Origin of the sequence: Streptomyces sp. NPDC015171 (assembly GCF_043079545.1) — a bacterium.
Lineage (GTDB): Bacteria > Actinomycetota > Actinomycetes > Streptomycetales > Streptomycetaceae > Streptomyces.
Map to the genome: position 1 here is coordinate 151,375 of NZ_JBIBUO010000013.1, position 25,735 is coordinate 177,109.

Annotated in this window: 22 protein-coding genes; 11 read left to right on the forward strand and 11 right to left on the reverse strand. The window is 71.7% G+C overall.

The window, feature by feature from the left end; all coding sequences use genetic code 11:
• The 3 genes from hisB to hisD are packed head-to-tail and all read right to left on the reverse strand — an operon-like array spanning position 1 to position 3,034.
• Entirely contained in the window at positions 1-594 is a 594-nt protein-coding gene (gene hisB, locus ACF073_RS30575; protein ID WP_392074646.1) for an imidazoleglycerol-phosphate dehydratase HisB, read from the reverse strand.
• Positions 591-1,712: a histidinol-phosphate transaminase gene (locus tag ACF073_RS30580; RefSeq protein WP_392074647.1), complete on the reverse strand. Its 1,122-nt coding sequence runs from the start codon at positions 1,710-1,712 to the stop codon at positions 591-593. The genes hisB and ACF073_RS30580 overlap by 4 nt, the downstream gene beginning before the upstream one ends.
• Positions 1,709-3,034 carry a histidinol dehydrogenase gene (gene hisD, locus ACF073_RS30585; RefSeq protein WP_392074648.1) on the reverse strand — a complete coding sequence of 442 codons (1,326 nt, stop codon included), beginning with the start codon at positions 3,032-3,034 and terminating at the stop codon, positions 1,709-1,711. Before hisD ends, ACF073_RS30580 begins: the two co-directional genes overlap by 4 nt.
• Before the next feature lie 198 nt (positions 3,035-3,232).
• Between hisD and ACF073_RS30590 the strand changes: the two genes are divergently transcribed.
• The 4 genes from ACF073_RS30590 to ybaK all read left to right on the forward strand — a co-directional run bounded on the left by ACF073_RS30590 (position 3,233) and on the right by ybaK (position 7,274).
• The gene (locus ACF073_RS30590; RefSeq protein WP_392074649.1) at positions 3,233-4,810 is read left to right on the forward strand and encodes an oxidoreductase; all 1,578 of its coding nucleotides are present in this window, start codon (positions 3,233-3,235) and stop codon (positions 4,808-4,810) included.
• 121 nt (positions 4,811-4,931) lie between these two features.
• A complete protein-coding gene (locus tag ACF073_RS30595; protein WP_392074650.1) occupies positions 4,932-5,984 on the forward strand; it encodes a hypothetical protein in 1,053 nt (350 codons plus the stop codon).
• 11 nt (positions 5,985-5,995) lie between these two features.
• Complete coding sequence (locus ACF073_RS30600; RefSeq protein ID WP_392074651.1) at positions 5,996-6,736, forward strand: LON peptidase substrate-binding domain-containing protein; 741 nt, start codon at positions 5,996-5,998, stop codon at positions 6,734-6,736.
• Between the two features lie 34 nt (positions 6,737-6,770).
• Positions 6,771-7,274 carry a Cys-tRNA(Pro) deacylase gene (ybaK, locus tag ACF073_RS30605; RefSeq protein WP_392074652.1) on the forward strand — a complete coding sequence of 168 codons (504 nt, stop codon included), beginning with the start codon at positions 6,771-6,773 and terminating at the stop codon, positions 7,272-7,274.
• A 777-nt stretch (positions 7,275-8,051) separates the two neighbouring features.
• Here the strand turns inward: ybaK and ACF073_RS30610 are convergent.
• From ACF073_RS30610 to ACF073_RS30625, 4 genes are all read right to left on the reverse strand, one after another.
• The gene (locus ACF073_RS30610; protein WP_392074653.1) at positions 8,052-8,702 is read right to left on the reverse strand and encodes an AAA family ATPase; all 651 of its coding nucleotides are present in this window, start codon (positions 8,700-8,702) and stop codon (positions 8,052-8,054) included.
• Between the two features lie 34 nt (positions 8,703-8,736).
• Entirely contained in the window at positions 8,737-9,561 is an 825-nt protein-coding gene (locus ACF073_RS30615; RefSeq protein WP_392074654.1) for an ABC transporter permease, read from the reverse strand.
• Positions 9,562-9,625: 64 nt separating this feature from the next.
• Positions 9,626-10,639: an ABC transporter ATP-binding protein gene (locus ACF073_RS30620; RefSeq protein ID WP_392074655.1), complete on the reverse strand. Its 1,014-nt coding sequence runs from the start codon at positions 10,637-10,639 to the stop codon at positions 9,626-9,628.
• Positions 10,640-10,698: 59 nt separating this feature from the next.
• A complete protein-coding gene (locus ACF073_RS30625; protein ID WP_392074656.1) occupies positions 10,699-11,916 on the reverse strand; it encodes an NYN domain-containing protein in 1,218 nt (405 codons plus the stop codon).
• Between the two features lie 226 nt (positions 11,917-12,142).
• Between ACF073_RS30625 and ACF073_RS30630 the strand changes: the two genes are divergently transcribed.
• Positions 12,143-12,319 carry a hypothetical protein gene (locus ACF073_RS30630; RefSeq protein ID WP_392074657.1) on the forward strand — a complete coding sequence of 59 codons (177 nt, stop codon included), beginning with the start codon at positions 12,143-12,145 and terminating at the stop codon, positions 12,317-12,319.
• Positions 12,320-12,397: 78 nt separating this feature from the next.
• Here ACF073_RS30630 and dnaE read toward each other — a convergent pair whose 3' ends face one another.
• Positions 12,398-15,937: a DNA polymerase III subunit alpha gene (gene dnaE / locus ACF073_RS30635; RefSeq protein WP_392074658.1), complete on the reverse strand. Its 3,540-nt coding sequence runs from the start codon at positions 15,935-15,937 to the stop codon at positions 12,398-12,400.
• 170 nt (positions 15,938-16,107) lie between these two features.
• Here dnaE and ACF073_RS30640 point away from each other — a divergent pair, with 170 nt between their 5' ends.
• The 4 genes from ACF073_RS30640 to ACF073_RS30655 all read left to right on the forward strand — a co-directional run bounded on the left by ACF073_RS30640 (position 16,108) and on the right by ACF073_RS30655 (position 20,812).
• Positions 16,108-17,433: a DUF2252 domain-containing protein gene (locus tag ACF073_RS30640; RefSeq protein WP_392074659.1), complete on the forward strand. Its 1,326-nt coding sequence runs from the start codon at positions 16,108-16,110 to the stop codon at positions 17,431-17,433.
• A gap of 68 nt (positions 17,434-17,501) precedes the next feature.
• Positions 17,502-18,182: a hypothetical protein gene (locus ACF073_RS30645; RefSeq protein WP_392074660.1), complete on the forward strand. Its 681-nt coding sequence runs from the start codon at positions 17,502-17,504 to the stop codon at positions 18,180-18,182.
• A 66-nt stretch (positions 18,183-18,248) separates the two neighbouring features.
• Positions 18,249-19,061, forward strand: coding sequence for a thioredoxin domain-containing protein (locus ACF073_RS30650; protein ID WP_392074661.1), 813 nt, complete (start codon positions 18,249-18,251; stop codon positions 19,059-19,061).
• 80 nt (positions 19,062-19,141) lie between these two features.
• Positions 19,142-20,812 carry an alkaline phosphatase D family protein gene (locus ACF073_RS30655; RefSeq protein WP_392074662.1) on the forward strand — a complete coding sequence of 557 codons (1,671 nt, stop codon included), beginning with the start codon at positions 19,142-19,144 and terminating at the stop codon, positions 20,810-20,812.
• Between the two features lie 7 nt (positions 20,813-20,819).
• Here ACF073_RS30655 and ACF073_RS30660 read toward each other — a convergent pair whose 3' ends face one another.
• On the reverse strand, positions 20,820-21,395 hold the full coding sequence (locus tag ACF073_RS30660) for a dienelactone hydrolase family protein (protein ID WP_392074663.1): 576 nt from the start codon (positions 21,393-21,395) through the stop codon (positions 20,820-20,822).
• 144 nt (positions 21,396-21,539) lie between these two features.
• On the opposite strand from ACF073_RS30660, the gene ACF073_RS30665 reads away from it, so the two are divergent.
• Positions 21,540-22,646 carry a mechanosensitive ion channel family protein gene (locus ACF073_RS30665; protein ID WP_392074664.1) on the forward strand — a complete coding sequence of 369 codons (1,107 nt, stop codon included), beginning with the start codon at positions 21,540-21,542 and terminating at the stop codon, positions 22,644-22,646.
• An 89-nt stretch (positions 22,647-22,735) separates the two neighbouring features.
• Here ACF073_RS30665 and ACF073_RS30670 read toward each other — a convergent pair whose 3' ends face one another.
• Positions 22,736-23,476 (reverse strand): SDR family NAD(P)-dependent oxidoreductase, encoded by a 741-nt coding sequence (locus ACF073_RS30670; RefSeq protein ID WP_392074665.1) that lies wholly within the window; start codon positions 23,474-23,476, stop codon positions 22,736-22,738.
• A 131-nt stretch (positions 23,477-23,607) separates the two neighbouring features.
• The gene (locus ACF073_RS30675; RefSeq protein ID WP_392074666.1) at positions 23,608-25,194 is read right to left on the reverse strand and encodes a Na+/H+ antiporter; all 1,587 of its coding nucleotides are present in this window, start codon (positions 25,192-25,194) and stop codon (positions 23,608-23,610) included.
• A 223-nt stretch (positions 25,195-25,417) separates the two neighbouring features.
• Between ACF073_RS30675 and ACF073_RS30680 the strand changes: the two genes are divergently transcribed.
• Positions 25,418-25,729: a trypco2 family protein gene (locus ACF073_RS30680; protein WP_392074667.1), complete on the forward strand. Its 312-nt coding sequence runs from the start codon at positions 25,418-25,420 to the stop codon at positions 25,727-25,729.
• Positions 25,730-25,735: the final 6 nt, after the last annotated feature.

Consider the following 25,735-nt stretch of genomic DNA (forward strand, 5'->3'; position numbering starts at 1 on the left):
TTACAGCGCGCCCTTCGTCGACGGGAGGATGCCGGCCGCGCGCGGGTCGCGCTCGCAGGCATAGCGCAGGGCCCGGGCCAGCGCCTTGAACTGGCACTCCACGATGTGGTGCGCGTTGCGCCCGTACGGCACGTGCACGTGCAGCGCGACCTGGGCCTGGGCGACGAAGGACTCCAGGATGTGCCGGGTCATCGTCGTGTCGTACGCGCCGATCATCGGCGCCATGTTCTCGGGCTCGGTGTGCACGAGGTACGGGCGGCCGGAGAGGTCGACCGTGACCTGGGCGAGGGACTCGTCCAGCGGGACCGTGCAGTTGCCGAAGCGGTAGATGCCCACCTTGTCGCCGAGGGCCTGCTTGAAGGCGGCGCCCAGCGCGAGGGCGGTGTCCTCGATGGTGTGGTGGGAGTCGATGTGCAGGTCGCCGTCGGTCTTCACGGTCAGGTCGAACAGACCGTGCCGGCCGAGCTGGTCGAGCATGTGGTCGTAGAAGCCGACGCCGGTGGCGATGTCGGTCCTGCCGGTGCCGTCGAGGTCTATCTCGACCAGTACCGAGGTCTCCTTGGTGGTGCGCTCCACGCGCCCTACGCGGTTCATGCCTCAAGCTCCTTCTTCAGTTCCCGGACCGCGTCGAGGAACGCGTCGTTCTCCTCCGGGGTTCCCGCGGACACCCGCAGCCACCCCGGTACGCCGTTGTCCCGGACCAGGACGCCCCGGTCGAGGATCCGCTGCCAGGCCGCGTGGGCGTCGTCGAACCGGCCGAACTGCACGAAGTTGGCGTCGGACTCGGTGACCTGGCAGCCGATCGCCCGCAGCTCGGTGACCAGCCGGTCCCGCTCGGCCTTCAGCTGCTCGACGTACCCCAGCAGCGTGTCGGTGTGCTCGAGGGCCGCGAGCGCGGTCGCCTGGGTGATCGCCGACAGGTGGTAGGGCAGCCGGACGAGCTGGACGGCGTCCACGACCGCCGGGTCGGCGGCGAGATAGCCGAGGCGCAGGCCGGCCGCGCCGAACGCCTTGGACATCGTCCGGGAGACGACCAGGTGCGGGCGGCCCGCCAGCAGCGGCAGCAGCGAGTCGCCGTGGCTGAACTCGACGTACGCCTCGTCCACGACCACCATCGACGGCTTGGCCGCCTGGGCCGCCTCGTACAGCGCGACGACCGTCTCCGGCGGGACCGCGTTGCCGGTGGGGTTGTTGGGGGTGGTGATGAAGACGACGTCCGGCCGGTGCTCGGCGACGGCCCGCTCGGCGGCGGCGGGGTCGATCGCGAAGTCCTCGGTGCGCGGCCCGGAGATCCAGCCGGTGCCGGTGCCGCGCGCGATGAGCGCGTGCATCGAGTACGACGGCTCGAAGCCGAGTGCCGTACGGCCCGGACCGCCGAAGGTCTGCAGCAGCTGCTGGATGACCTCATTGGAGCCGTTGGCCGCCCACACGTTCTCGATGCCGAGCGGGTGGCCGCCGGTCCGCGTCAGGTACCCGGCCAGCTCGGTGCGCAGCTGGACCGCGTCCCGGTCCGGGTAGCGGTTCAGGTTCCGGGCGGCCTCGCGCACCCGCTCGGCGATCCGCTCGACCAGCGGCTCGGGCAGCGGGTAGGGGTTCTCGTTGGTGTTCAGCCGCACGGGGACGTCCAGCTGCGGGGCCCCGTACGGGGACATGCCGCGCAGTTCGTCGCGGAGGGGAAGCGCGTCCCAGCGGGACACGGGGTTGCCGGTCACTTGCTCGTCGGTACCTTCCAGCCGAACCTTGCCTTGATCGCCGCGCCGTGCGCGGGCAGGTCCTCCGCCTCCGCCAGCGTCACCACGTGAGGGGCGACCTCGGCGAGCGCGTCCTCGGTGTAGTCCACGATGTGGATACCGCGCAGGAAGGACTGGACGGACAGGCCCGAGGAGTGGCAGGCGCAGCCGCCGGTGGGCAGGACGTGATTGGACCCGGCCGCGTAGTCGCCGAGCGAGACGGGGGCCCAGGGGCCGATGAAGATCGCGCCCGCGTTCCTGACCCGGTCGGCCACCGCGGCGGCGTCGGCGGTCTGGATCTCCAGGTGCTCGGCGCCGTAGGCGTCGACCACCCTCAGGCCCTCCTCGACGCCGTCCACGAGGACGATCGCGGACTGCTTGCCCCCGAGCGCGGGCACGATCCGGTCGTCGATGTGCTTGGTGGCCGCCACCTGCGGCGCCAGCTCCTTCTCCACCGCGTCGGCCAGCTCGACGGAGTCGGTGACCAGGACGGCGGCGGCGAGCGGGTCGTGCTCGGCCTGGCTGATCAGGTCCGACGCGACGTGCACCGGGTCGGCGGTGGCGTCCGCGAGGACCGCGATCTCCGTCGGCCCCGCCTCGGCGTCGATGCCGATCCGGCCGGTGAAGTAGCGCTTGGCGGCGGCGACCCAGATGTTGCCGGGGCCGGTGACCATGTTCGCGGGCGGGCAGGACTCGGTGCCGTACGCGAACATCGCGACGGCGGTGGCGCCGCCGGCCGCGTACACCTCGTCCACGCCGAGCAGGGCGCAGGCGGCCAGGATCGTCGGGTGCGGCAGGCCGCCGAACTCCGCCTGGGCCGGGGAGGCGAGCGCGACGGACTCGACGCCGGCCTCCTGCGCGGGCACCACGTTCATGATCACGGAGGACGGGTAGACCGAGCGTCCGCCGGGCGCGTAGAGACCGACGCGGTCGACCGGCACCCACTTCTCCGTCACCGAGCCGCCGGGCACGACCTGGGTGGTGTGCGTCGTACGGCGCTGCGCGCGGTGGACCAGCCGGGCGCGGCGGATGGACTCCTCCAGGGCGGCGCGGACCGCCGGGTCCAGGCCGGCGAGCGCGTCGGTGAGCGCCTGGGCCGGGACACGGACGTTTTCCAGCCGTACTCCGTCGAATTTCTCGGCGAAGTCGATCAGCGCCGCGTCGCCACGATGATGCACGGCCTCGCAGATCGGACGCACCTTCTCCAGGGCGGCCTGAACGTCGAAGTCGGCTCGGGGCAGCAGGTCGCGCAGGGCGGGGCCCTCGGGAAGGGCGTCGCCGCGCAGATCGATTCGGGAAATCACAGTCCCAATTCTCTCAGACCGCCGTCGGGCACCGTCCGCGCGTATCAATGGCTGATACAGAACGTGGGCCAATGGCTGGTACATAGGGTGGCCGGAACCCGGAAGATCACCTTCACGTTTGGTGTTCCAGGGGTCACGCAGCGGGCATGAACGGCTGTACGAAAACCACTGAAAAACACTGAACCGGGAGAGATAACCGTGACCGAGGGGGCAGGCATCCGCACCGGGGACCTGCCGGACGACCTGACCGCCACCGAGGCGGGCATGTGGCAGGCCTTCCGCAACGGCAGCGTGTACGACCTGCGCAGCGGGGACGTCGCGGTGGACGATCCGCACGGCGGACATCCCTGGGGCCCCGAGCGGTCCGTACGCGCCCGCATCGTCTGCTGGCTGCTGCTGGACGGTCCGCCGGCGCTCGCCGGCCGGGTGTCCTCGCTGAAGCTGGTCGGCGTGCGGATCACCGACGGGGTGGACCTGGCGGGCGGCCAGGTCACGCCGTACGTCGAGCTGAGCGGCTGCCGCTTCGACGAGGAGGTCCGGCTGCCCGAGGCCCAGTTCACGACCCTCCGCCTGGTGGACTGCTCGGTGCCGCGCCTGGAGGCGGCCCGGGTGCACACCGAGGGCGATCTGCATCTGCCGCGCTGCCGGTTCCAGAACGGGATCCGGCTGACGGACGCGCACATCGGCACCGATCTGCTGCTCAACCAGGCGATCGCGTACCGCGACCGCGGCGGACGCTCGATCGCGGCGGACGGCATGACCGTCGGCCAGGACCTGCAGGCGGAGATGCTGGAGTCGCACGGCGAGCTGAGCCTGCGCGGCGCCAAGGTCGGCGTCTCGCTCAGCCTGCGCGGCGCGCGGCTCGCCAACCCCTACTCGCGCTACGCGCTGAACGCCCCGCAGCTGACCGTCGAACGCACCCTGTACCTGACCCCGGCCGGCGTGGGCAGCCCGCTGCTGAGCGGCACCACGCCCGCGCGCGGGACGCGCATCCAGCGGTTCGAGAGCCGGGGCGGGGTGCGCCTCGACGACGGGCGGTTCGGGGACGCCGTCGACCTGGAGCGGGCCCGGTTCGCCTTCACCGACGACCAGGAGCTGTCGCTGCGCCGGGTGCAGACACCGGAGCTGCGCTTCCTCGGGGACCGGCCGCAGCGCGGCAAGGTGGTGCTGTCCGGCGCCCGGATCGTGAACTTGGTGGACCGGGCGAGCAGCTGGCCGGAGGCGGGCAGCCTGCACATGGGCGGGTTCGCCTACGAGAACCTGGTGCCGCAGGGCCCCTTCCCGCTGACCCGGCGCCTGGACTGGGTCGCGGCGGCCACCGCCGAGTACGCCCCGGAGCCGTACGAGCGCCTCGCCGCGGTGCTGCGGGCCGCCGGGGAGGACGAGGACGCGCGCGAGGTGCTGCTGGCCAAGCAGCGCCGGCGGCGCGAGACGCTGCCGCCCGCCGCGAAGGTCTGGGGGTTCGTGCAGGACCTGACGGTGGCCTACGGCTACCGGCCGGGCCGGGCCGCGGTGTGGATGACGGTGCTGTGGGCGGCGGGCACGCTGGCGTTCGCGCACGCGGACCATCCGCCGGTGAACTCCGGCGGCCATCCGGCCTGGAGCCCGGCGCTGTTCACGCTGGACCTGCTGCTGCCGGTGATCGACCTGGGCCAGGCCGGCCAGTGGCAGCTGAGCGGCGGCTGGCAGTGGCTGGCGGCGGCGATGATCCTGCTCGGCTGGATCCTGGCGACGACGGTGGCGGCGGGCGCCTCCCGCCTGCTGCGGCGGGGCTGACGCCACCCGCCCCCGCCACATATCCCGACCATTCAGACTTTACTGTCCCTTTACTGTATGCCGTACAACCTTCCGCGACTTGTCATCACCCTCTGGCGCCGCCCCGACCTGCGGACTTTCAATGGTCGACACCATGGCTCCGCTGCCCTCGTTCATCCGCCCCCTCCGGATGACCAAACGCTTCGCGCGCCCGGCCGGCCGGCCACCGGCCGCGGACGAGGCGGTGCTCGACGCGCCCGACGAGCGCCTCTCGCCCGCGCTGGTCGCGGCCGGCCGGGGCGAGTACGCCGCCGCGGCCGGGCTGCTCGCCGCCACCCGCGCGGCGGCCGAGTGGGAGCACCGGGACCGCTACGCACGGCACCTGTCCGCCTTCGCCCGCTCGCGCCCCGAGTGGTACGAGGCGTGGCACGCCGCCGCCCCCGACGACCCCGGGGTGCTGCTGGTCGCCGCCCAGCTGGCGGTGGACCGGGTCTGGTCCTCGCCGGCCCGCGCCGAGTTGCTGCGCGAGGTGAGCCCGCTGATCACCGCCGCCGCCCGCGCCGACGACAGGGACCCGGTGCCCTGGCGGATCGCGCTCGACCACGCGCGCGGCTCACGGGCGGGCCATCGCTACTTCGGCGAGCTGTGGGAGGCGGCCGTCCGGCGTGCCCCGCACCACTACGGCTGCCATGTGGCCGCCCTGCGCTATCTGGCCGCCTCCTGGCACGGCTCCCACCACGAGTGCTTCGACTTCGCCGACCGGGCCGCGCAGGACGCCCCGGCCGACTCGCTCGTCCAGGCCCTGCCCGCCCGGGCGGCCTTCGGCTATCTGACCGACGGGTGCGGCCCCGCCGTGCCGCGCGCCCGGCTCGACGCGGCGGCCGACCGCGCGATCGCCCTGTCCACGCGCCTCCCGGCGGCCGACCCGGGACCCGCCCAGGCCCGCAACAAACTGCTGTACGTCCTGATCCGCCTGGACCGCTGGGAGGACGCCCGCACGCAGCTGCGGCTGATCGGCCCGTACGCCACGTCCTTCCCCTGGGACCGGTTCACGGACGACCCGCTCGGCCTCTTCCTGCGGCTGCGCGAACACCTGGAGACGGCGGGCGCTCGACCCGCTCCGGCGGGGCTGCTGCAGGCGCCGCCGGAGCTGCTCGGGGGCCACGGCGGACACGTTCGCGCCGCGGACCACTAGGCTGGGGCGCCGTGACCACCGTCCGTCTGCCGCTCTTTCCGCTGAACTCGGTTCTGTTCCCGGGGCTCGTGCTGCCGCTGAACGTCTTCGAGGAGCGCTATCGCGCCATGATGCGCGACCTGCTCAAGACCTCCGAGGACGAGCCGCGCCGGTTCGTGGTCGTCGCCATCCGCGACGGCTACGAGGTGGCGCCGAGCGCCCCCGGCATGCCGGATCCCACGGCGCAGCCCGACCGGGGCCCCGCCGCGGGCTTCGGCGCCGACCCGGTCAAGGCCCTCCACGCGGTGGGCTGTATCGCGGACGCGGCGACCATCCGGGAGCGGTCCGACGGCACGTTCGAGGTGCTGGCGACCGGCACGACCCGGGCGCGGCTGCTGTCCGTGGACGCGTCGGGGCCGTTCCTGACCGCGGAGCTGGAGGAGCTGGAGGAGGAGCCCGGGGACGAGGCCGGCGCGCTGGCCGAGGGCGTCCTGCGCTCCTTCCGCCAGTACCAGAAGCGCCTCGCGGGAGCCCGCGAACGCTCGCTGGCCGCCGGCACCGAGCTGCCGGACGAGCCGAGCGTGGTGTCGTACCTGGTGGCGGCTGCGATGGTGCACGACACGCCGACCAAGCAGCGGCTGCTCCAGGCCCCGGACACCGCGTCCCGCCTGCGTGACGAGCTGAAACTCCTTCGCGCCGAGACCGCCATCATCCGTAATCTGCCGTCGTTGCCCGCGTTCGAGCTGACGCGTGCGCCGACGAGCCTGAACTGAGGAAGACCGGGAAGACCGAGGCCGAGACACTCCGATGGCGAAGAAGCCGAAGAAGCAGCAGCAGGCCGGGGGTACGCCCGCCACGGTGGCCCTGACGGCGGCGGGCGTGGACTTCACGGTCCACTCCTACGACCATGATCCGTCCCACCCGTCCTACGGCGAGGAGGCCGCCCAGGCGATGGGCGTCTCCCCCGAGCGCGTCTTCAAGACCCTGGTGGCCGACGTGGACGGCGCCCTGGTGGTGGGTGTGGTGCCGGTGGCCGGTTCCCTCGACCTGAAGGCGCTGGCGGCGGCGGTGGGCGGCAAACGGGCGGCCATGGCCGACCCGGCCCTCGCCGAGCGCACCACGGGCTACGTCCGCGGCGGCATCTCCCCGCTCGGCCAGCGCAAGAAGCTCACGACGGTCCTCGACGACTCGGCCGGCGCCCACGCGACGATCTGCGTCTCGGCCGGGCGGCGGGGCCTGGAGGTGGAACTGGCCCCACAGGACCTGACCCGCCTGACGGCAGCGGTACTGGCCCCGATCGGCCGGGGCTGACCGCCCTGCTCCCCCGGCCGGCCGCGGCCGTCCGAGCCGACGACCGCCCGGCCGGCAGACAGACACGCGCAGACGACTGGGCGCACGCGGCTGCACCCCGGCGACCACCCGCCCGACGGACCCGGCAGGCGGGGCAGGCGGCAGGACGAGTTACGGCATCTGACGCGTTACGGCATCTGTGGATGCGAAGGACGCGGGAGGACGGTCCGGGCGGAGGCGGCCGAACGAGTCGGCGACTGCTCGGCCGATGGGCGCGGGCGGGTGGCCGGCCAGCCGCTACGACACCTGCGGAATCGCGGACGCGGGCAGGCGGCAGGCGGCAGGCGGCAGGCGGCAGGCGAGCGTTACGGCACCTGCGGGTACGGCAGACGCGGGAAGAAGACCGGGCGGCTGCGACCGAACCATTCGGCCACTTGTCGACCGGCGAGGCGACGGGCGGCCGGCAGCCGCAACCGGCACCTGCGAATTACGGACGCGAGCAGGCGGCCAGCCAGTGCCAAGGCACCTGCGGACGCGGGAGGACGGTCCGGGCGGAGGCGGCCGAACGAGTCGGCGACTGCTCGGCCGGCAGACGCGGCAGGCGGCAGGCAGCCGCGACCGGCACCTGGAATCACGGACGCGGGCAGGCGGCAGGCACGTGCTGAGGCGCCCGGAACCCCGGGGCGCGCCGGCGGGTGACCGGCAGGCGGTGGACGCCTGCGGAACCCCGGGGCGCGCGGGTAAGCGTGCATGCGGGCCGGCCGTGCGCCAGGGCGCGCGTCGGCGGGCGAGCAAGCGCTACTGCACCTGCGGATACGGCGGGTACTCCGGCTCCGGGTCCCGGGGGCCGAACAGCGCGGTCAGGCCGAGGTGCGCCAGCAGGCCGGCCAGCGGCCACGCCAGCAGCGCGCCCTTCGCCGAGAGCCGCAGCGGCGCCGAGAAGGTCACCCCCTTGCCCACGGCCCGCGCGTGCGCGAGCACGTCGGACTCGGGGCCCAGCCACATCCCGAGCCGCCAGGCCAGCAACGACCCCAGCAGGCCGCCGAGGCCCAGCGCCACCACGACCGGCACCCCGCCCTGGCGCCGGAGCAGGAACACCACGACCGCGCTGACCAGACCGAAGGCCAGGCCCAGCAGAGTGAACGTGCCGTCCACCCCGACCGCCTGCTCGCCCTCGGTGTCCTTGAAGTACACGACCCAGCTCTTGGCGATCTCGTCGCCCACGAGCGGCACATGCGGCGCCAGCCACCACCACAGCAGCCCCAGCAGCACCCCGCCCAGCGCCAGCGCCACCGTGATCACGGCGGCCGACCGTATCTCCGCCCTCATACCGGGACCGTCCTGTTCATAGCCACCCCCCTCGGACGCCCCGGCCGGCGGCGGAGCCTGCCGGACCTGGTGCGAGGAGTCGTCGTGCGGCGGCGGTGGCGGTGTCAGCGGTGCGGTCACCCTGACATCGTGCCAGGTCGTGCTGTGTGCCGCGTCACCGGACGGCGGCCCGGCGGTACGCCCAGGTGGCCACCGCGAGCGAGGCCACTCCGACGCCCGCGCAGACCCCCAGGTCAACGAGGACGACGGCCCAGTCCGGGTCGGCCCCGAAGGTCCGCGCGTACGCCTCCACGCCGTAGGTCGAGGGCAGCAGATCACGGGCCAGCCGGATGATCTGCGGCATCCGGTCGGCCGGCAGCACGCCCAGCAGCAGCGCCGCCGACATGCCCAGCTGCCCGAGCAGCGTGGCCAGCTCCGGCCGGGGCGCGAGCAGCCCGCAGGCGGCGCCGAGCCCGGCCAGCGCGGCCCCGGCGAGCGGGATGACGGCCACCAGGATCCACAGGTTGGTCAGCGGCAGCCCGAACAGCGCACAGCCGAAGACGGCCGTCACCAGGGTCCCCGGCACGGTGAAGGAGGCGTACGCCGCCGCCGCGCCCAGCACCACGGCCGCCGGCGGCACCGGCAGCGTGGCGTAGTGATCGAGTCCGCCGCTGGCCCGCAGCTGCCCGAAGTACTGCGACAGCAGGTTCAGCGCCACGTACGCGACGACCAGCACGGACGAGCCGGCCACCACGGACTGGGCCTCGGGGCCGCTGTCGACGACACCGCGCATCATCACGGTGATGCCGACGGACTGGAAGGTCGCCACGAACAGCAGCGGGATCCGCGCCACCCGCGCCCGGGACAGCTGTGCCCGGTAGACGGCCACCAGCGACGGCCACAGCCGCGCGGGCGGCCCGAGCTCGGCCGCGCCGGGCGCCGTCGTCTCCTGGGCGGCCCGGGCGCCGCCCGGCAGAACCTCGGCGGGTACGACACTCACGACGAGCTGCTCCTCTTCCCTACGGCAGTCGTGCAGACCCATACGCATTCCGCGGCCGGTGCGCTCACGCCTTCACCAGCCCCTGCCGGGCCGCGCCGCCCAGCGCCAGGTAGACGTCCTCCAGGCTGGGCGTGGCGAGCGTGAAGTCGTCGAGCGCGGCGAAGGCGGCCCCGCCGGTCACCGTGGCGACGACGGCGCGGGCCTCCTCGGGCACGAGCCGGAGCGTCCAGCGCCGGCCGGACTCCACGGCGCGCTCCCGCAGGACGGCCACCTCGGGCACCTCCAGCGGAGCCCGCTCCCGCCACACCAGCTCCACCCGCACCTCGCCGGAGACCTGTTCCTTCAGTCCGGCGGGGGTGTCACAGGCGATGACCCGGCCCTGGTCGAGCACGGCGACCCGGTCCAGGACCGTCTCGGCCTCCAGGACGTTGTGGGTGACCAGCACGACGGTCGCACCGCGCTCGGCCCGCCGCCGGTCCACGGCCGCCCAGACCGCGCGCCGGGCCACCGGGTCCATGCCGGTGGTCGGCTCGTCCAGCACGAGCAGCCCGCGTTCCCCGACGAGGGCGGCGGCGACGCAGGCGAGCCGCCGCTGCCCGCCGGACAGCTTCTTCAGAGGCCGCCCGGCGATCGGGGTCAGCCCCAGCTCGTCCAGGACGGCGTCGCGCTCGGCCCGCGCCTGCCGTACCTCCAGACCGCGCAGACGTCCGGTGGTCTCGGCGGCGAGGGAGACGGTCAGCTCGTCCAGGGCCGTGGACTCCTGGCCCAGGTAGGCGAGGATGCGGGCGGCCCGCTCGGGATGGCGCACGATGTCGTGGCCGAGGATCTCGACACTGCCCGTGTCCGGCCGCAGCAGCCCGGTGAGCTGGCGCACCAGCGTGGACTTGCCGGCGCCGTTCGGGCCGAGCAGCCCGAAGACCTCGCCGCGCCGCACCTCCAGCTCCACCCCGTCGGTGGCCCGCACCTCGGGGGTGCCCGGTGCGCCCCGCCGGCCCTTCACGGCCGGGTAGGTCTTGCTGAGTCCGCGCACGCGTACGACCTCGTCGTACCGAAGTGCCTGTCCCGCGCGCGTAATCACAAGGAACGAGACTACGGGGTCGGGGACCTTTGCTCGTCTTCGGGGGCGGCCCCGGGCGTTCAGTCCACGGCGGGCGCCTGCTGTTCCGCCGCCGCCGGAATGTCGAACTCCCGCCAGAACCCCGCCCGAATGGCGTAACGGTCGTGCTCGTCGATCTGGTCGTCCTTGTGCGCGAGCAGCCCGAACCGTGCCGCGTACCGCAGCAGCTCCCCGTCGATCCGGTGCGGGATGCGCGGATACATCTGCGACAGCCGCTGCAGATGGCTCTGGTCGCCGAGCCGGGACATCCAGCGGCGGGCGAAGACCTGCCCCACCTCGTACGGGTCGCCGCCCACGGTGGTGATGTCCTCCTCCCGGTCGGCCCACCGCTGCTCGGCGGTGGTGAGCTGGGCGAGCGTCGGCATGGAGGCCGCCTCGGGGGGCTCGGCGGCCACGCCGGGACGGTCCACCCAGCCCTTGTCGGAGGACCAGCGCAGGGTCGCGGTCGCCGGGTGCTGCGCGGGCTGGGCGCCGGGTGCGCGCAGGGCGGCCAGGTCCTTCGGGGTGGGGACGCCCTTGGAGACCGGGGCCCGCTCGGCGGCGCCGTTCTCCGCCGCGGCGACCTGCGGGCGCGCGGGCTGTTCGGCGGGGCGCTCGGTTCCGGTCGGCGCGGACTCGGGCAGCGGCGCGGAGAGGATCGCGGCGATCTCGGGGCGGGGGGCGGGCGGCGGGGCGCAGACGCCGGTCAGTTCCTTGGCGCGGACGGCCTGGGTGATCCAGGCGCGGTCCAGGACACGCCGCTCGTCCGCCTCGGCGACCAGATCCTCGGACTGGTTGTAGTCGCCGTCGGCGGCCTGGACGGCCCACAGGTGGACGGCGACGCCGTGCTCCTTGGCGGCCATCATGCCGGGCAGCAGATCGCCGTCGCCGGTGACCAGGACCACGTCGGAGCAGGCGCGGTTGCGGGCCAGCTCGGTCAGCTCGGCGTGCATGGCGGCGTCCACGCCCTTCTGGGCCCAGCGTCCGTCGCTGCGGGTGAGGGCGCCGAGCCGGACGGTGACCCGGGGCATCACGCGCAAGCGCCGGTGCTCCGGCTGGGGGACCCGGTCGGGGGCGCCGTCGAACCAGTAGATGCGCAGCAGGGGACGCTCGGTGTCGGATTCCGCACGATCCCGCAGGGCCTGGATCAGTGCGGCGTGATCGACGGTGATCCGGGACCGTGAGGGCTCACCCGCGAGGAGGCTGGCGGCGGCGCCCAGCAGATACCCGGCGTCCACCAGGACGATGCAGCGGTCCACGCGACTCACCCTCTTCCCGGGAGGCTTTGCTTCGGACTTCCTTCGAGTCTGCCCGACCGCGCGGGGGTTAACGGCCCGAACTCGATCTTCGGCGTGGCGTTTGCGGATCTCGTCCGCCCACCCGCCCTGTCACACACGGTAATTATCCGACATGCGCCCGATGTCAGCGTATGTGAATCTGATCCCGACCCTGGCCCCCCAGATCCCCCGCAGGAGGCAGATCGCCATGGCCAAGAACAAGAACCGCAAGGGTGGCTCGCAGAACCGCACCGCGCGGCCCGAGCAGGCGCAGGAGCACGTGCAGCGGTCGGCGTCGGAGTCCCATGATTCCCCGGTGTCGCACATACAGGGCAGCCCGTCGGATGTCGCGCGCAAGAAGCAGCAGCGCTTCGGTCACAACTAAAGGGCAGTTGAAGCCCAGGCACAGGAAGGGGCGCACCCGAGCCGGGTGCGCCCCTTCCGCCGTTTCCCGCCGCGGGTCTCAGCCGGCCAGGCAGGACGGGCCGAGCAGCACCTTCAGGTCGCCGAAGAGCGCCGGGTCGGGCTTGACCCGGTGCCGGTCCAGACGCAGGACGGTGGTCTTGCGCGGGCCCTGGAGCTTGATCCGGACCTCGCTGTCGCCCTTGTGGTGGCTGAGGATCTCGCCGAGGCGGCTGACCATGGGCGGAGTGACCCGGGTGGCGGGGATGGTGAGGACCACCGGCGCGTTGGTGCCCGCGTTGGACAGGTCGGGGACCATCAGCTCCATGGCGACGAGCCGGGGCACGTCCTCGCGCTTGTCGAGGCGTCCCTTGACGAACACCACGGCGTCCTCGACGAGTTGGGTCGACACCAGCTGGTAGGTGGCCGGGAAGAACATGCACTCGATGGAACCGGCGAGGTCCTCGACCGTGGCGATCGCCCAGGCGTTGCCCTGCTTGGTCATCTTGCGCTGCAGGCCCGAGATGATGCCGCCGATGGTGACCACCGCGCCGTCGGCGTGCTCGCCGCCGGTGAGCTGGGAGATGCCCGCGTCGGCCTTGTCGGACAGGACGTGTTCCAGGCCGAAGAGCGGGTGGTCGGAGACGTACAGACCGAGCATCTCCCGCTCCTGGGCGAGCAGATAGGTCTTCTCCCACTCGTCCTCGGTGAACTGCACGTCGAGTCCGAAGCCGGGCTCGCTGCTCTCCTCCTCGCCCATGCCGCCGAAGAGGTCGAACTGCCCCTCGGCCTCCTTGCGCTTGACCGCGACGACGTTGTCGATCATCGGCTCGTACTGCGCGGTGAGCCCCTTGCGGGTGTGCCCCAGGGTGTCGAAGGCCCCCGCCTTGATCAGCGACTCCGTGGTGCGCTTGTTGCAGGCGACCGCCTCGACCTTGTCGAGGTAGTCGGGGAAGGAGGCGTACTTGCCCTTGGCCTTGCGGCTCTTGATGATCGACTCGACCACGTTGGTGCCGACGTTGCGCACGGCTTCGAGGCCGAAGAGGATCACGTCGTCGCCCTGGGCGGCGAAGTTGTGCACCGACTCGTTCACGTTCGGCGGGAGCACCTTGATGCCCATGCGGCGGCACTCGTTGAGGTAGATCGCCGACTTGTCCTTGTCGTCCTTGACGGAGGTCAGGAGCGCGGCCATGTACTCGGCGGGGTAGTTCGCCTTGAGGTAGGCGGTCCAGTACGAGACCAGGCCGTACGCGGCCGAGTGGGCCTTGTTGAAGGCGTAGCCGGCGAACGGGACCAGCACGTCCCACAGGGCCTGGATGGCCTCGTCGCTGAAGTTCTTCTTGCGGGCGCCCTCCTGGAAGAGGACGAAGTTCTTCGCCAGTTCCTCGGGCTTCTTCTTGCCCATGACGCGGCGCAGGATGTCGGCCTCGCCGAGCGAGTAGCCCGCGATGATCTGGGCGGCCTTCTGCACCTGCTCCTGGTAGACGATGAGGCCGTAGGTGACGGCCAGCACCTCTTCGAGGGGCTCCTCCAGCTCCTTGTGGATCGGGGTGATCTCCTGGAGCTTGTTCTTGCGCAGCGCGTAGTTGGTGTGCGAGTCCATGCCCATGGGGCCCGGGCGGTACAGCGCCGACACGGCGGAGATGTCTTCGAAGTTGTCCGGCTTCATCAGCCGGAGCAGGGAGCGCATGGGGCCGCCGTCGAACTGGAAGACGCCGAGGGTGTCGCCGCGCTGGAGCAGTTCGAAGGTCGTCGGATCGTCGAGCGGGAGGCTCAGCAGATCGATGTCGACGCCCTTGTTGGACTTCACCATCTTGACGGCGTCGTCCATGATCGTGAGGTTGCGCAGGCCCAGGAAGTCCATCTTCAGCAGGCCGAGCGACTCGCAGCTCGGATAGTCCCACTGCGTGATGGTCACGCCGTCGGTGTGCCGCACCCACACCGGGACGTGCTCGGTGATGGTCTCGCTGGACATGATCACGCCGGCCGCGTGCACGCCCATCTGCCGGACCAGGCCCTCGACGCCCTTGGCGGTGTCGATGACCTTCTTCACGTCCGGCTCGTTCTCGTACATCCCGCGAATCTCGCCCGCCTCGCTGTAGCGCGGGTGCGAGGGGTCGGTGATGCCGTTCAGGTCGATGCCCTTGCCGAGGACGTCGGCCGGCATCGCCTTGGTGAGCCGGTCGCCCATGGCGTACGGATAGCCCAGCACGCGCGCGGAGTCCTTGATCGCGTTCTTGGCCTTGATCTTGCCGTACGTGCCGATCATGGCGACCTTGTCGGCGCCGTACTTGTCCGTCACGTACCGGATGACCTCGACGCGCCGGCGCTCGTCGAAGTCGATGTCGACATCGGGCATGGAGACGCGCTCGGGGTTGAGGAAGCGCTCGAAGATCAGGCCGTGCGGGATCGGGTCGAGGTCGGTGATGCCCATGGCGTAGGCGACGATCGAACCGGCCGCCGAGCCTCGGCCGGGGCCGACCGCGATGCCGTTGTTCTTGGCCCACATGATGAAGTCGGCGACCACGAGGAAGTAGCCCGGGAACCCCATCTGGATGATGACGTCCATCTCGTACTCGGCCTGCTTCTGGCGGTCCTCGGGGATGCCGCCGGGGAAGCGGCGCTCCATGCCGCGGCGGACCTCCTCCTTGAACCAGGTCACCTCGGTGTAGCCGTCGGGGATGTCGAACTTCGGCATGAGGTTCTTGGCCTCGAACATGCCGGTGGTGTCCACCATCTCGGCGACGAGGAGCGTGTTGGCGCAGCCCTCCTGCCAGGCGTCCGAGGAGTCGATGGCGTACATCTCGTCCGTGGACTTCAGGTAGTAGCCGGTGCCGTCGAACTTGAAGCGGTCGGGATCGGAGAGGTTCTTGCCGGTCTGGATGCACAGCAGGGCGTCGTGGGCACCCGCCTCGTGCGCGTACGTGTAGTGCGAGTCGTTCGTGACCAGCGGGGGGATGCCGAGCTTCTTGCCGATGTCCAGCAGGCCGTCGCGGACCCGGCGCTCGATCTCGATGCCGTGGTCCATCAGCTCCAGGAAGTACTTGTCCTTGCCGAAGATGTCCTGGTACTCGGCGGCGGCCTTCAGGGCCTCGTCGAAGTGGCCGAGGCGCAGCCGGGTCTGCACCTCGCCGGAGGGGCAGCCGGTGGAGGCGACGACGCCCTCGGACCACTGGGAGATGGTCTCCTTGTCCATCCGGGGCCACTTCTGCAGCCAGCCCTCGGCGTAGGCGTCGGAGGAGAGCCGGAAGATGTTGTGCAGGCCGGTCTTGTTCACGGCCCACATCGTCTTGTGGGTGTAACCGCCGGAACCGGAGATGTCGTCGCGCTTCTGGTGCGGCTGGCCCCAGAGGATCTTGCGCTTGTTGCGCCGGGACTCGGGGGCCACATACGCCTCGATCCCGATGATCGGGGTGATTCCGGCCTTCTTCGCGGAGTGGAAGAAGTCGTAGGCGCCGTGGAGGTTGCCGTGGTCGGACATGGCGATGTGTGTCATGCCCATCTCATTGCACGCGTTGAACATGTCCTTCAGCCGCGCGGCACCGTCCAGCAGCGAGTACTGGGTGTGGACGTGCAGGTGCGTGAAGGGCGGCTTGGACACGGGGCGGCCTCCGGAGGAAACACTCGGCGACGGGCGGACGGACAGTTCTGGGGTCAGCGTCGAAGTCTATGCCTCGGGACTGACACGCGGCGGGCACTCACGCGTACCTTCGTGCGTTGGAGACGGCAGAAACGCTGTCGTACAGGCAATGCACCAGGAGGCACCCCGCGATGTCGGTCCCCCAGCTCGACGAGGAGCAGCGCGGCGAGGAGATCCTCGCCGTATTCGACACCGCCTTCGGCCGGCTCCTGGCCGCCGACCCGGCCGCGTTCCGGGTGAAATTCCGCAAGATGGCGGCCTCGGCCTTCGCGTTCTACCGGGGCACCGCGGCCCTCTTCTACCACGACCTCGACGCGGAGAAGCGGGGCGGCCCGTACCTGGACGACCGCACCTCGCGGGTGTGGATCCACGGCGATCTGCACGCCGAGAACTTCGGCACGTACATGGACTCCAACGGCCGCCTGGTCTTCAACGTCAACGACTTCGACGAGGCGTACGTCGGCCCCTTCACCTGGGACCTCAAGCGCTTCGCCGCCTCCGTCGCGCTCATCGGGTACGCGAAGGCGCTCAGCGACGAGCAGATCACCGAGCTGGTGACGATCTACGCCGTCGCCTACCGCGAGCGCATCCGCGCCCTGGCCACGGGCGCCAAGCGGGACGAGGTGCCGCCGTTCACGCTGGACACCGCGCAGGGGCCGCTGCTGGACGCGCTGCGCGACGCCCGCTCGCTGACCCGCTTCGAGCTGCTGGACTCGATGACCGAGATCCGCGACTTCGAGCGCCGCTTCGCCCCGGGCGGCGGCTCCATCGAGCTGGACGCGGCCACCCGCTACAAGGTCCTGGCGGCCTTCGACGGCTATCTGGAGACCCTTCCGGACTCCTCGCTCGCCCGCCCGGACTCGTACCGGGTCAAGGACGTCGTGGGCCGTCGCGGCATCGGCATCGGCTCGGCGGGCCTGCCGTCGTACAACATCCTCCTGGAGGGCCACAGCGACGCCCTGGAGAACGATGTCGTGATCTACATCAAGCAGGCCCAGACCCCGGCCGTCTCCCGGCACATCACGGATCCGGCCATCGCCGGGTACTTCCAGCACGAGGGCCACCGCACGGTGATCTCCCAGCGTGCCCTGCAGGCGCACGCCGACCCGTGGCTCGGCTGGACCGAGCTGGACGGCTCGGGCCAGCTGGTCGCCGAGGTCTCGCCGTACGCCGTGGACCTGGCCTGGGGCGACATCGACGACCCGGAGGAGATCGCGGCCGTCGTCGCCGACCTGGCCCGGGCCACCGCCACGATGCACGCGGCGGCGGACGACACCTCGGGCGAGTCCCTGGTGCCGTTCTCCACCGAGCGGGCCATCGACGCGGCACTCGCGGCCGACGAGGAGGGCTTCGCGCCCCTGCTGGTGGACTTCGCGCACCGCTACGGCGCACGCGCGCGTGCCGACCACCAGATCTTCGTCGACCTGTTCCGCAACGGCCGGATTCCGGGGCTGTAACCTTCGCGGATTCACAGGCACCCTTTAGGGGTCCCTTACTCGCGTACGTGACAGACTCTTCTCTCGCTATGGACATATCCGGGATCCAGCTCAGGGCCGTGCGCGCGGCGCTGTTCACGGCCTTCGTCGTGACGCTCAGCACCGCGTCGCACGTACTGCTGTCCCGTACCCCGCTGCCGCTGGCGACCGTGGGCGCGGTCGCCGCCGGGGTGTTCGCCACGGCGTACGCGCTGGCGGGCCGCGAGCGCGGCTTCGGCCGCATCGCGGCCCTGCTGATCCCGCTGGAGCTGGCCGCCGACACGGTGTTCACCACCGGCCAGCACGCCTGCTACGGCCGGACGGGCGGCCCGGTCGCGGGTCCGCTGCGCACGGTCGGCCTCGATGTGCTGTGCGACGGCCCGGTGGGCACCCCGCTGGCCCGGATGGCCGGCGGCCCCGAGCCCGCCGGGGCCCTGCTCGCCCACACCAGCCCGGTCGCCGCCTGGCTGCTGCTCGCCGTGCACATCGGCGTGGGCCTGCTCGCCGCGGCCTGGCTGCGCCGGGGCGAGCGGGCGCTGACCCAGCTGCTGCGCGCGGTCGGCGCCACCACCTTCCGGCCGCTGCTGCTGGCGGTGGCCGTGGTCGCCGTACGGCCGCTCCCGGCCCGCCGGACCCCCCGGCCGGCGCCGGACCGCGCCACCGCCCGCGACCGGCTCCTCGTGCACTCCCTGGGACGGCGTGGACCGCCGTGCTCACCGGCCTTCGCCTGAGCACGACCCAGTCCCCCTACGTATGACGCGTACGGCATGTGCGCGCCCCACATGGAGATCACCACTATGAGCAAGCGGAACAGCCAGTCGTCGAAGACGGCGGCCCGGGAGCGGCTGCGCGAGGAGCGCGAGCGGCAGGCCAAGCGGGACAAGGCCAGGCGGCAGGTCGTCGTGGCCGCGTCGGTCGTGGCCGTACTGGCCGCGGCGGGCGGTATCGGCTACGCCGTCGTGCAGAACAACAAGCCCGCCTACTGGGAGGCCGCGAAGGACGACAAGCTCGTCAAGCCGGCCAACACCTCGGGCAAGGACGGCACGACGGTCATCCTCGGCAAGAGCAGCGCCAAGAAGACCCTCGTCATGTACGAGGACCCGCGCTGCCCGGTCTGCGCGACGTTCGAGCAGGCGGTCGGCCCGACGGTCAAGAAGGACCTCGACGCCGGCAAGTTCAAGATCAAGTACGTCGGCGCCACCTTCCTCGACAAGAACCTGACCGGTGAGGGCTCCAAGAACGCGCTCAGCGCCCTGGGTGCCGCGCTCAACGTCAGCCCCGAGGCCTTCCTCGAGTACAAGACCGCGATGTACCAGAAGAAGTGGCACCCCGTCGAGACGACCGACACGTTCAAGGACGACGCCTACCTGATCAAGATCGCCGACACGGTCCCCGCCCTGAAGGGCAACGCGGCCTTCCAGAAGGCCGTGAAGGCCGGAACCTACGACCGGTGGGCACTGGAGGAGTCCAAGATCTTCGACAAGGACGGCGTGCAGGGCACCCCGACCCTGATGATGGACGGCAAGCCGCTGACGGGCGCCGACGGCAAGAACGCCCCGATGTCCGTCGCCGAGTTCGACAAGGCGCTGGAGGCGGCCCTCAAGGGCTGAACCGACGATCCGTCGAACGGCGGGCGAACTTTTGCGGGTTCGCCCGCCTTGACGCGTACCGATCAGTAACCTGATCGTCCGTGACCAGTCGATACGGATCATCCGAGGCCCCGAGCGGCTTCGCATCCCTTTCCCCGCGCCGCCGTACGGTCGTCAAGGCCGCGGCGGCGACCGCTGTCCTGGCCGGCCCGCTGGCCGCCGCCCTGCCGGCCCGCGCCGCCACGGACACCCCCGCCTTCCTGCACGGTGTCGCCTCCGGCGACCCGCTGCCCGACGGCGTCCTGTTGTGGACCCGTGTGACCCCCGTCCCGGAGGCGATACCCGGCTCCGGGGTCGGCCCGGACACCGAGGTCAGCTGGGTCGTCGCCAAGGACAAGGCGCTGACGAACGTCGTCGCCAAGGGCTCCACCACCGCGAGCGCGGCCTCCGACCACACCGTGAAGGCGGACATCCGCGGCCTGGAACCGGCCACGGACTACTGGTTCCGCTTCTCGGCCCAGGGCGCCGACTCCCCGGTGGCACGCACCCGCACCGCGCCGGCGGCGAACGCGAACGTGTCCGGCCTGCGCTTCGGCGTGGTCTCCTGCGCCAACTGGGAGGCCGGCTACTTCTCCTCCTACCGCCACCTGGCCGCCCGGTCCGACCTGGACGCCTGGCTGCACCTCGGCGACTACATCTACGAGTACAAGTCCGGCGAGTACGGCACCCGGGGCAAGGTCGTGCGCCCGCACGCACCGGCCAACGAGATCATCACCCTCGCCGACTACCGGATCCGGCACGCCAAGTACAAGACCGACCCCGACCTCCAGGCGCTGCACCTGAAGGCACCGGTCATCGCGATCTGGGACGACCACGAGTTCGCCGACAACGCCTGGTCGGGCGGCGCGGTCAACCACACCGAGGGCGCCGAGGGCGCCTGGTCGGCCCGTCAGGCCGCCGCCAAGCAGGCCTACTTCGAGTGGATGCCGGTCCGCCCCGCGATCGCCGGCACCACCTACCGGCGGCTGCGCTTCGGCAAGCTCGTCGACCTGTCCCTGCTGGACCTGCGCTCCTTCCGCTCCCAGCAGGCCTCAACGGCCAGCGGTTCGGTGGACGACCCGGACCGCACGCTCACCGGCCGCGCCCAGCTCGACTGGCTGAAGAGCGGGCTGAAGGCCTCCGACACCAAGTGGCGGCTGGTCGGCAACTCGGTGATGATCTCGCCGTTCGTCATCGGCTCCCTCGCCGCCGACCTGTTCAAGCCGCTCGCGAAGCTGCTGGGGCTGCCGCAGGACGGCATCGGCCTCAACACCGACCAGTGGGACGGCTACACCGACGACCGCCGGGAGCTGCTGGACCACCTGCGCTCCAACGCCATCGGCAACACCGTCTTCCTGACCGGTGACATCCACATGGCGTGGGCCAACGACGTGCCGGTCGACGCGGGCACCTATCCGCTGTCGGCATCGGCGGCCACCGAGTTCGTGGTGACCTCGGTGACCTCCGACAACCTGGACGACATCGTGAAGGTGCCCGAGGGCACGGTCTCCGCGGTCGCCTCCCCGGCCATCAAGGCCGCGAACCGGCACGTCCACTGGGTGGACACCGACCGCCACGGCTATGGCGTCCTGGACATCACCGCCGATCGCGCGCAGATGGACTTCTACGTCGTGTCCGACCGCACGAACCCGAGCGCGACCTCCAGCTGGTCCCGCTCCTACCGCACCCGCAGCGGCACGCAGAAGATCGAGCGGACGTACGACCCGGTGTAACGGCCGGCTACGCGTCCAAGCTGTCGAGGAAGCCGAGCGCCACCCGCCAGGTGGCCTCGGCAGCCTCCTCGTCGTAGTCCGGCAGCTCGGGGTCGGTGTAGAGGTGCCCGGCACCGGCGTACCGGTAGATCTCCACATCGGCTCCCGCCCGGCCCATCTGGAGGTACCAGGAGCTCAGCCAGTCGTCCGGCTCGAACGCGTCCGGCTCGGCCACGTGCAGCTGCACCGGCAGGTCGTCCGCCTGGGCGTTCGGCGCGATGTCCGAGGTGCCGTGCAGGAGCAGCAGTCCGCGCGCCTTGTCGTCGCCGAGGGCGAGGGTCTGGGCGACGGAGGCGCCGAGGGAGAACCCGGCGTACACCAGCCCCCGGTCGGAGTACGGCGCCGCCGCCAGCACGGCCCGCTTGAGCAGCTCCTCCTTGCCGATCCCTTCGTTGAACTCCATGCCCTCCTCGACGGTGTCGAAGGTGTTCCCCTCGAAGAGGTCCGGCGTCCACACCTCGTGGCCGGCCGCACGCAGCCGTTCCGCGGCCGCGCGCACCGCGGGCCTGAGCCCGTAGGTCGAGTGAAAGAGCATGATGTTCATGAGGCCATGGTGCCAGCCGGGCCCCGCCCGAGCGGTACCGCCGCCTCCTCCGCGCCCGTACCCGTGCCCGGGACACGCACGCGTACTCCCGCGTGTGGTGAAACACAGGTTCAGGCCCTGCCGAAGCCGGTTACGTTCCCAGGCATGGAGACCGTACTGCGCCCCGTGATCGTGGTCGGCGGTTGCGTGGTCCTGACCGTTTTTCTGGGCTGGGCCACCGACGTGCTGCTGCGCAAGGCCGACGCGCGCCACACCGAGACCCCCCTGTGGGGCCTGCTGCGGCGAGGCCGCGTGCCGTACCAGATGGTGCTGTGCGCGGCCCTGCTCAGAGGCTCGTACGATCAGGCCGAGCTGCTCCAGGAGCACCGGACCGGCGTCGGCCGGACGCTGACCCTGGTGCTCATCGGGGCGGCGGCCTGGCTGGTGATCCGGATCGCGGCTGCCGTCGTCGAGACCACGTACAGCCGCTACGCGCGTGCCCACCACGACGCCGCCCGGGTCCGGCGGGTGCGCACCCAGGTGACGCTGATCATGCGCGTGGTGGCGGCGATCGTCGCAGTGGTCGCCGTGGCCGCGATGCTGCTGACGTTCCCGGCGATGCGCGCCGCCGGCGCCTCCCTGCTGGCCTCCGCCGGGGTCCTCGGCATCGTGGCCGGTGTCGCGGCCCAGTCCACGCTGTCGAACCTGTTCGCCGGGCTGCAGATCGCCTTCGGGGACATGGTCCGGCTCGGCGACACGGTCGTGGTGGACGGCGAGTGGGGCACGGTCGAGGAGATCACCCTGACCTTTCTGACGGTACGGACCTGGGACGAGCGCCGGATCACCATGCCGGTGTCGTATTTCACCTCCAAACCCTTCGAGAACTGGTCCCGCGGCACCCCGCAGATGACCGGGATCGTCTACTGGCACCTCGACCACAGCGCGCCCGTGGAGGCGATGCGCGAGAAGCTGCGGGACGTTCTGCGCGAGTGCCCGGCGTGGGACGGCCGCGCCTGCAGCCTGCAGGTGACCGACTCCACGCCCAACACGATCCAGGTGCGGGCGCTGGTGACGGCGAAGGACGCGGACGACATCTGGACGGTGCGGGTCGCCGTCCGGGAGCAGATGATCACCTGGCTGTCCGCCGAGCACCCCTACGCGCTGCCCCGGGTGAACACCGCGGAGGCGGCGCTCCCGCCGCACCAGCTGCCCTCCCCCGACGGCATCCCCCTCCGCAGGGCGTACGACTTTCCGCGCCCGGGCCGGAGCTGAGCCCTGCCTGAGCCGACGCCCTGCCGGGGCCGGCGCACCGGCCCTGAGCGGCCCTGACCGGCCCGGAGCCGACCGGTCGGGGCCGGGACTCAGTGGCCGCGTTCGGCACCCCCGTTCACCTGGATCACCTGCGAGGTGATGTGCCCGGCGGCGGGTGAGGCCAGCCAGTGCAGGGTCTCGGCCACGTCTCCCGGTGTGCCGGCGCGGCGGGTCGAGGTGTCGGCGATGAGCCTCTCCCGCCGGGCCTCGTCCATGGAGTCGCCGAAGAACTCGGTGTCCTCGATGTACCCGGGGGCGACCACGTTCACGGTGATTCCGTGCGGGCCGAGCTCCCGGGCCAGCTCGTGGGCGTAGGGGTGCAGTCCGGCCTTGGCCGCCGCGTAGGCGCCCGTGCCCGAGCCCCGGTAGGCGGCGATGGAGCTGATGAAGAGGACCCGGCCGCCGGGCTCGGCGAGCCGGCTCTTCAGCGCCTCGGTGAGGAGCGCCGCGGTCAGGACGTTCTGCCGGAAGTTGAGCGTCCAGTCGTGGGCGACCCGGTCGAGGGGGTCGTCGCCGGCGGCCGGCGGCTCCCGGTACCCTGCGCCGCCGGCGCTGTGCACCAGCACGTCCACGGCGCCCAGCTCCGTGGCGACGAACCGGGCCACCCCGCGGACCTGATCCGGCTCGGCGAGGTCGGCGGCGTAGCTGAGCGCCCCGGGCACCCCGGCCTTCTCCAGCACCTCCGCGCGCCGCCCCAGCAACAGCACCCGGTCCCCGCCCGCCGCGAAGGTCTGCGCCGCCGCCCGGCCGATGCCCGTCCCGCCACCACTGATCACAATGTTGCGCGTCATGATCCGAGCGTAGGAGCGAAGCGCCGGGGGCGCCGAGAGTTATCCACAGGTCGACACATTCGTATGACAATCCGGCGGCGCATGGGCGAGGCCGGTCGGCCGCGCAGGGGACGCGGCCGGCCCCGCGCGGCTCAGCGCAGGCTGCGTACGTCCAGATGGCGCAGCACCCGGTCCACGATCTCCGGATCCGCCCCGGGCTCGCTCCGCGCCGCCAGCACCTCGTGCCGCGCCGCGCTCAGCATCTCGTTCTGGATGTTGCGGATCCGCTTGACCCGCTTGACCCGCTGGTGCTGCGCCTCCCGCCGCTCCTCCTCGCCCATGTCGGGGCTGATCCGGATCCCGATGTCGAAGGCACGCCGCAGCATCTGCTCGGACAGTTCCTCGGGCAGGTCCTCCACCTGCTCGATCTCCCGCAGTCTGCGCCTGGCCGCCTTCGCCGCCCGCACCGCCAGCTCCTTCTCGAACTCCTTCTCCCGCTCGGAGTCGGCCTGCACCCCGAGCCGCTTCACCAGCCAGGGCAGGGTGAGCCCCTGGAGGACCAGCGTGACGATGATGACCCCGAAGGCGATGAAGACGATCTCGTCCCGGTCGGGGAACGGGGAGCCGTCGTCGGTCTTGAGCGGCACGGCGAGCGCCAGCGCCACCGACGCCACCCCGCGCATCCCGGACCACCACATCACGACGGTCTCCCGCCAGCTCACCGGGATCTCCTCGTCGTAGTCCCGGCGGGCGTGCAGCCGCTTGGTCAGCCAGGTCGCCGGCAGCAGCCAGACCAGCCGGACCACGACCACCACGCCCACGACGGCCGCCGCCCAGCCGAGCATCTCGCTCCACCGCCCCTGGGCCGTACGGATGGCGTTGTGCAGTTCGAGACCGATGAGCCCGAAGGCGACGCCCGTGACGAGGGTGTCGATGATGTCCCAGAAGGTGTGCCCGGCGAGCCGGGTCATCACGTCGTCGGCGTCGGTGGCGTACTCGGAGAGGAAGAGGGCCGTGGTGAGCACGGCGAGCACCCCGGAGCCGTGCAGTTTCTCCGCGAGCACATAGGAGGCGTACGGCACCAGCAGGGTCATGCCGATCTGCAGGGTCGGATCGCCCAGCAGGTCCATCAGCCTGTTCGCGCCCCAGCCGAGCACCAGACCCACGGCCACCGCGACCACGGCGGACAGCACGAGGTCGAGACCGGCCTGCCAGGGCGAGAACGAACCGCTCACGGCCGCGGCGATCGCCACGTGGTACAGCACGATGGCCGTGACGTCGTTGAAGAGCCCCTCGCCCTCCAGGATCGACACCAGGCGGCGCGGCAGCCCGAGCTGCCCGGCGACGCTGGTCGCCGCGACCGGGTCGGGCGGGGCGATCAGCGCGCCGAGCGCGACGGCGGCGGCGATCGGCAGCCCCGGCACGATCGCGTTGGCGACGAACGCCACGCACACCGTCGTCACGAACACCAGGGCGACGGCCAGCAGGAAGATCGGCCGGATGTTGGCCGCGAACTGCCGCCAGGAGGTCCGGCGGACGGCTGCGTAGAGCAGCGGCGGCAGCAGCCCCGGCAGGATCAGCTCGGGCGGGATGTCCACGTCGGGCACGAAGTCGGCCACTGCGAGGACCCCGCCGAACAGGGTCATCAGCACGGGGGCCGGCACCCCGAACCGGTCCCCCAGCGGGACGCTCACCAGGGCCCCGAGCAGCAGTACGAACAGCAGAGCCAGCTGGTCCACGGACGGCGCTCCGGGGGTCGACGATCACACGGAAGATCTCAAGTCTGCCACCGCGACCTGCGGATTCCCCGCGACCGGCGATCCGCGCCCCGCGTCCGCCCGGGGCGGGCCGCGATGGTGCCGCCAACGCCCTTCGTTTGGCCTAGGATTGACGCCCTGTCAGCGGACTCTGCCAGAGTCCATCGCGCACGTCGCCGCCCTCGGCACGCATCCGGAGGTCACCGTGGACATCGAACTCTCCGACCTGCTCGCGTCTCTGCGATCGGAGATCGAGACCGCCCGCGCCGAGGCGGACGGCAAGGACGTCCGGTTCCGGATCGACTCCATCGACCTCGAACTCCAGGTCGCCGTGGAGAAGACCAAGCAGGGCAAGGGCGGTGTGAAGTTCTGGGTGCTGTCCGGGGACGTCTCGGCCGGGTCCAAGAAGACCCGGACCCATGTGATCAAGATGCGCCTCGACGCCCAGGCCGACGACGAGAACGGGCGGCCCGGCCCCGTGCTGACCGGTGACGACGTCTCCGACCTGCTCGCCTGAGGTCGG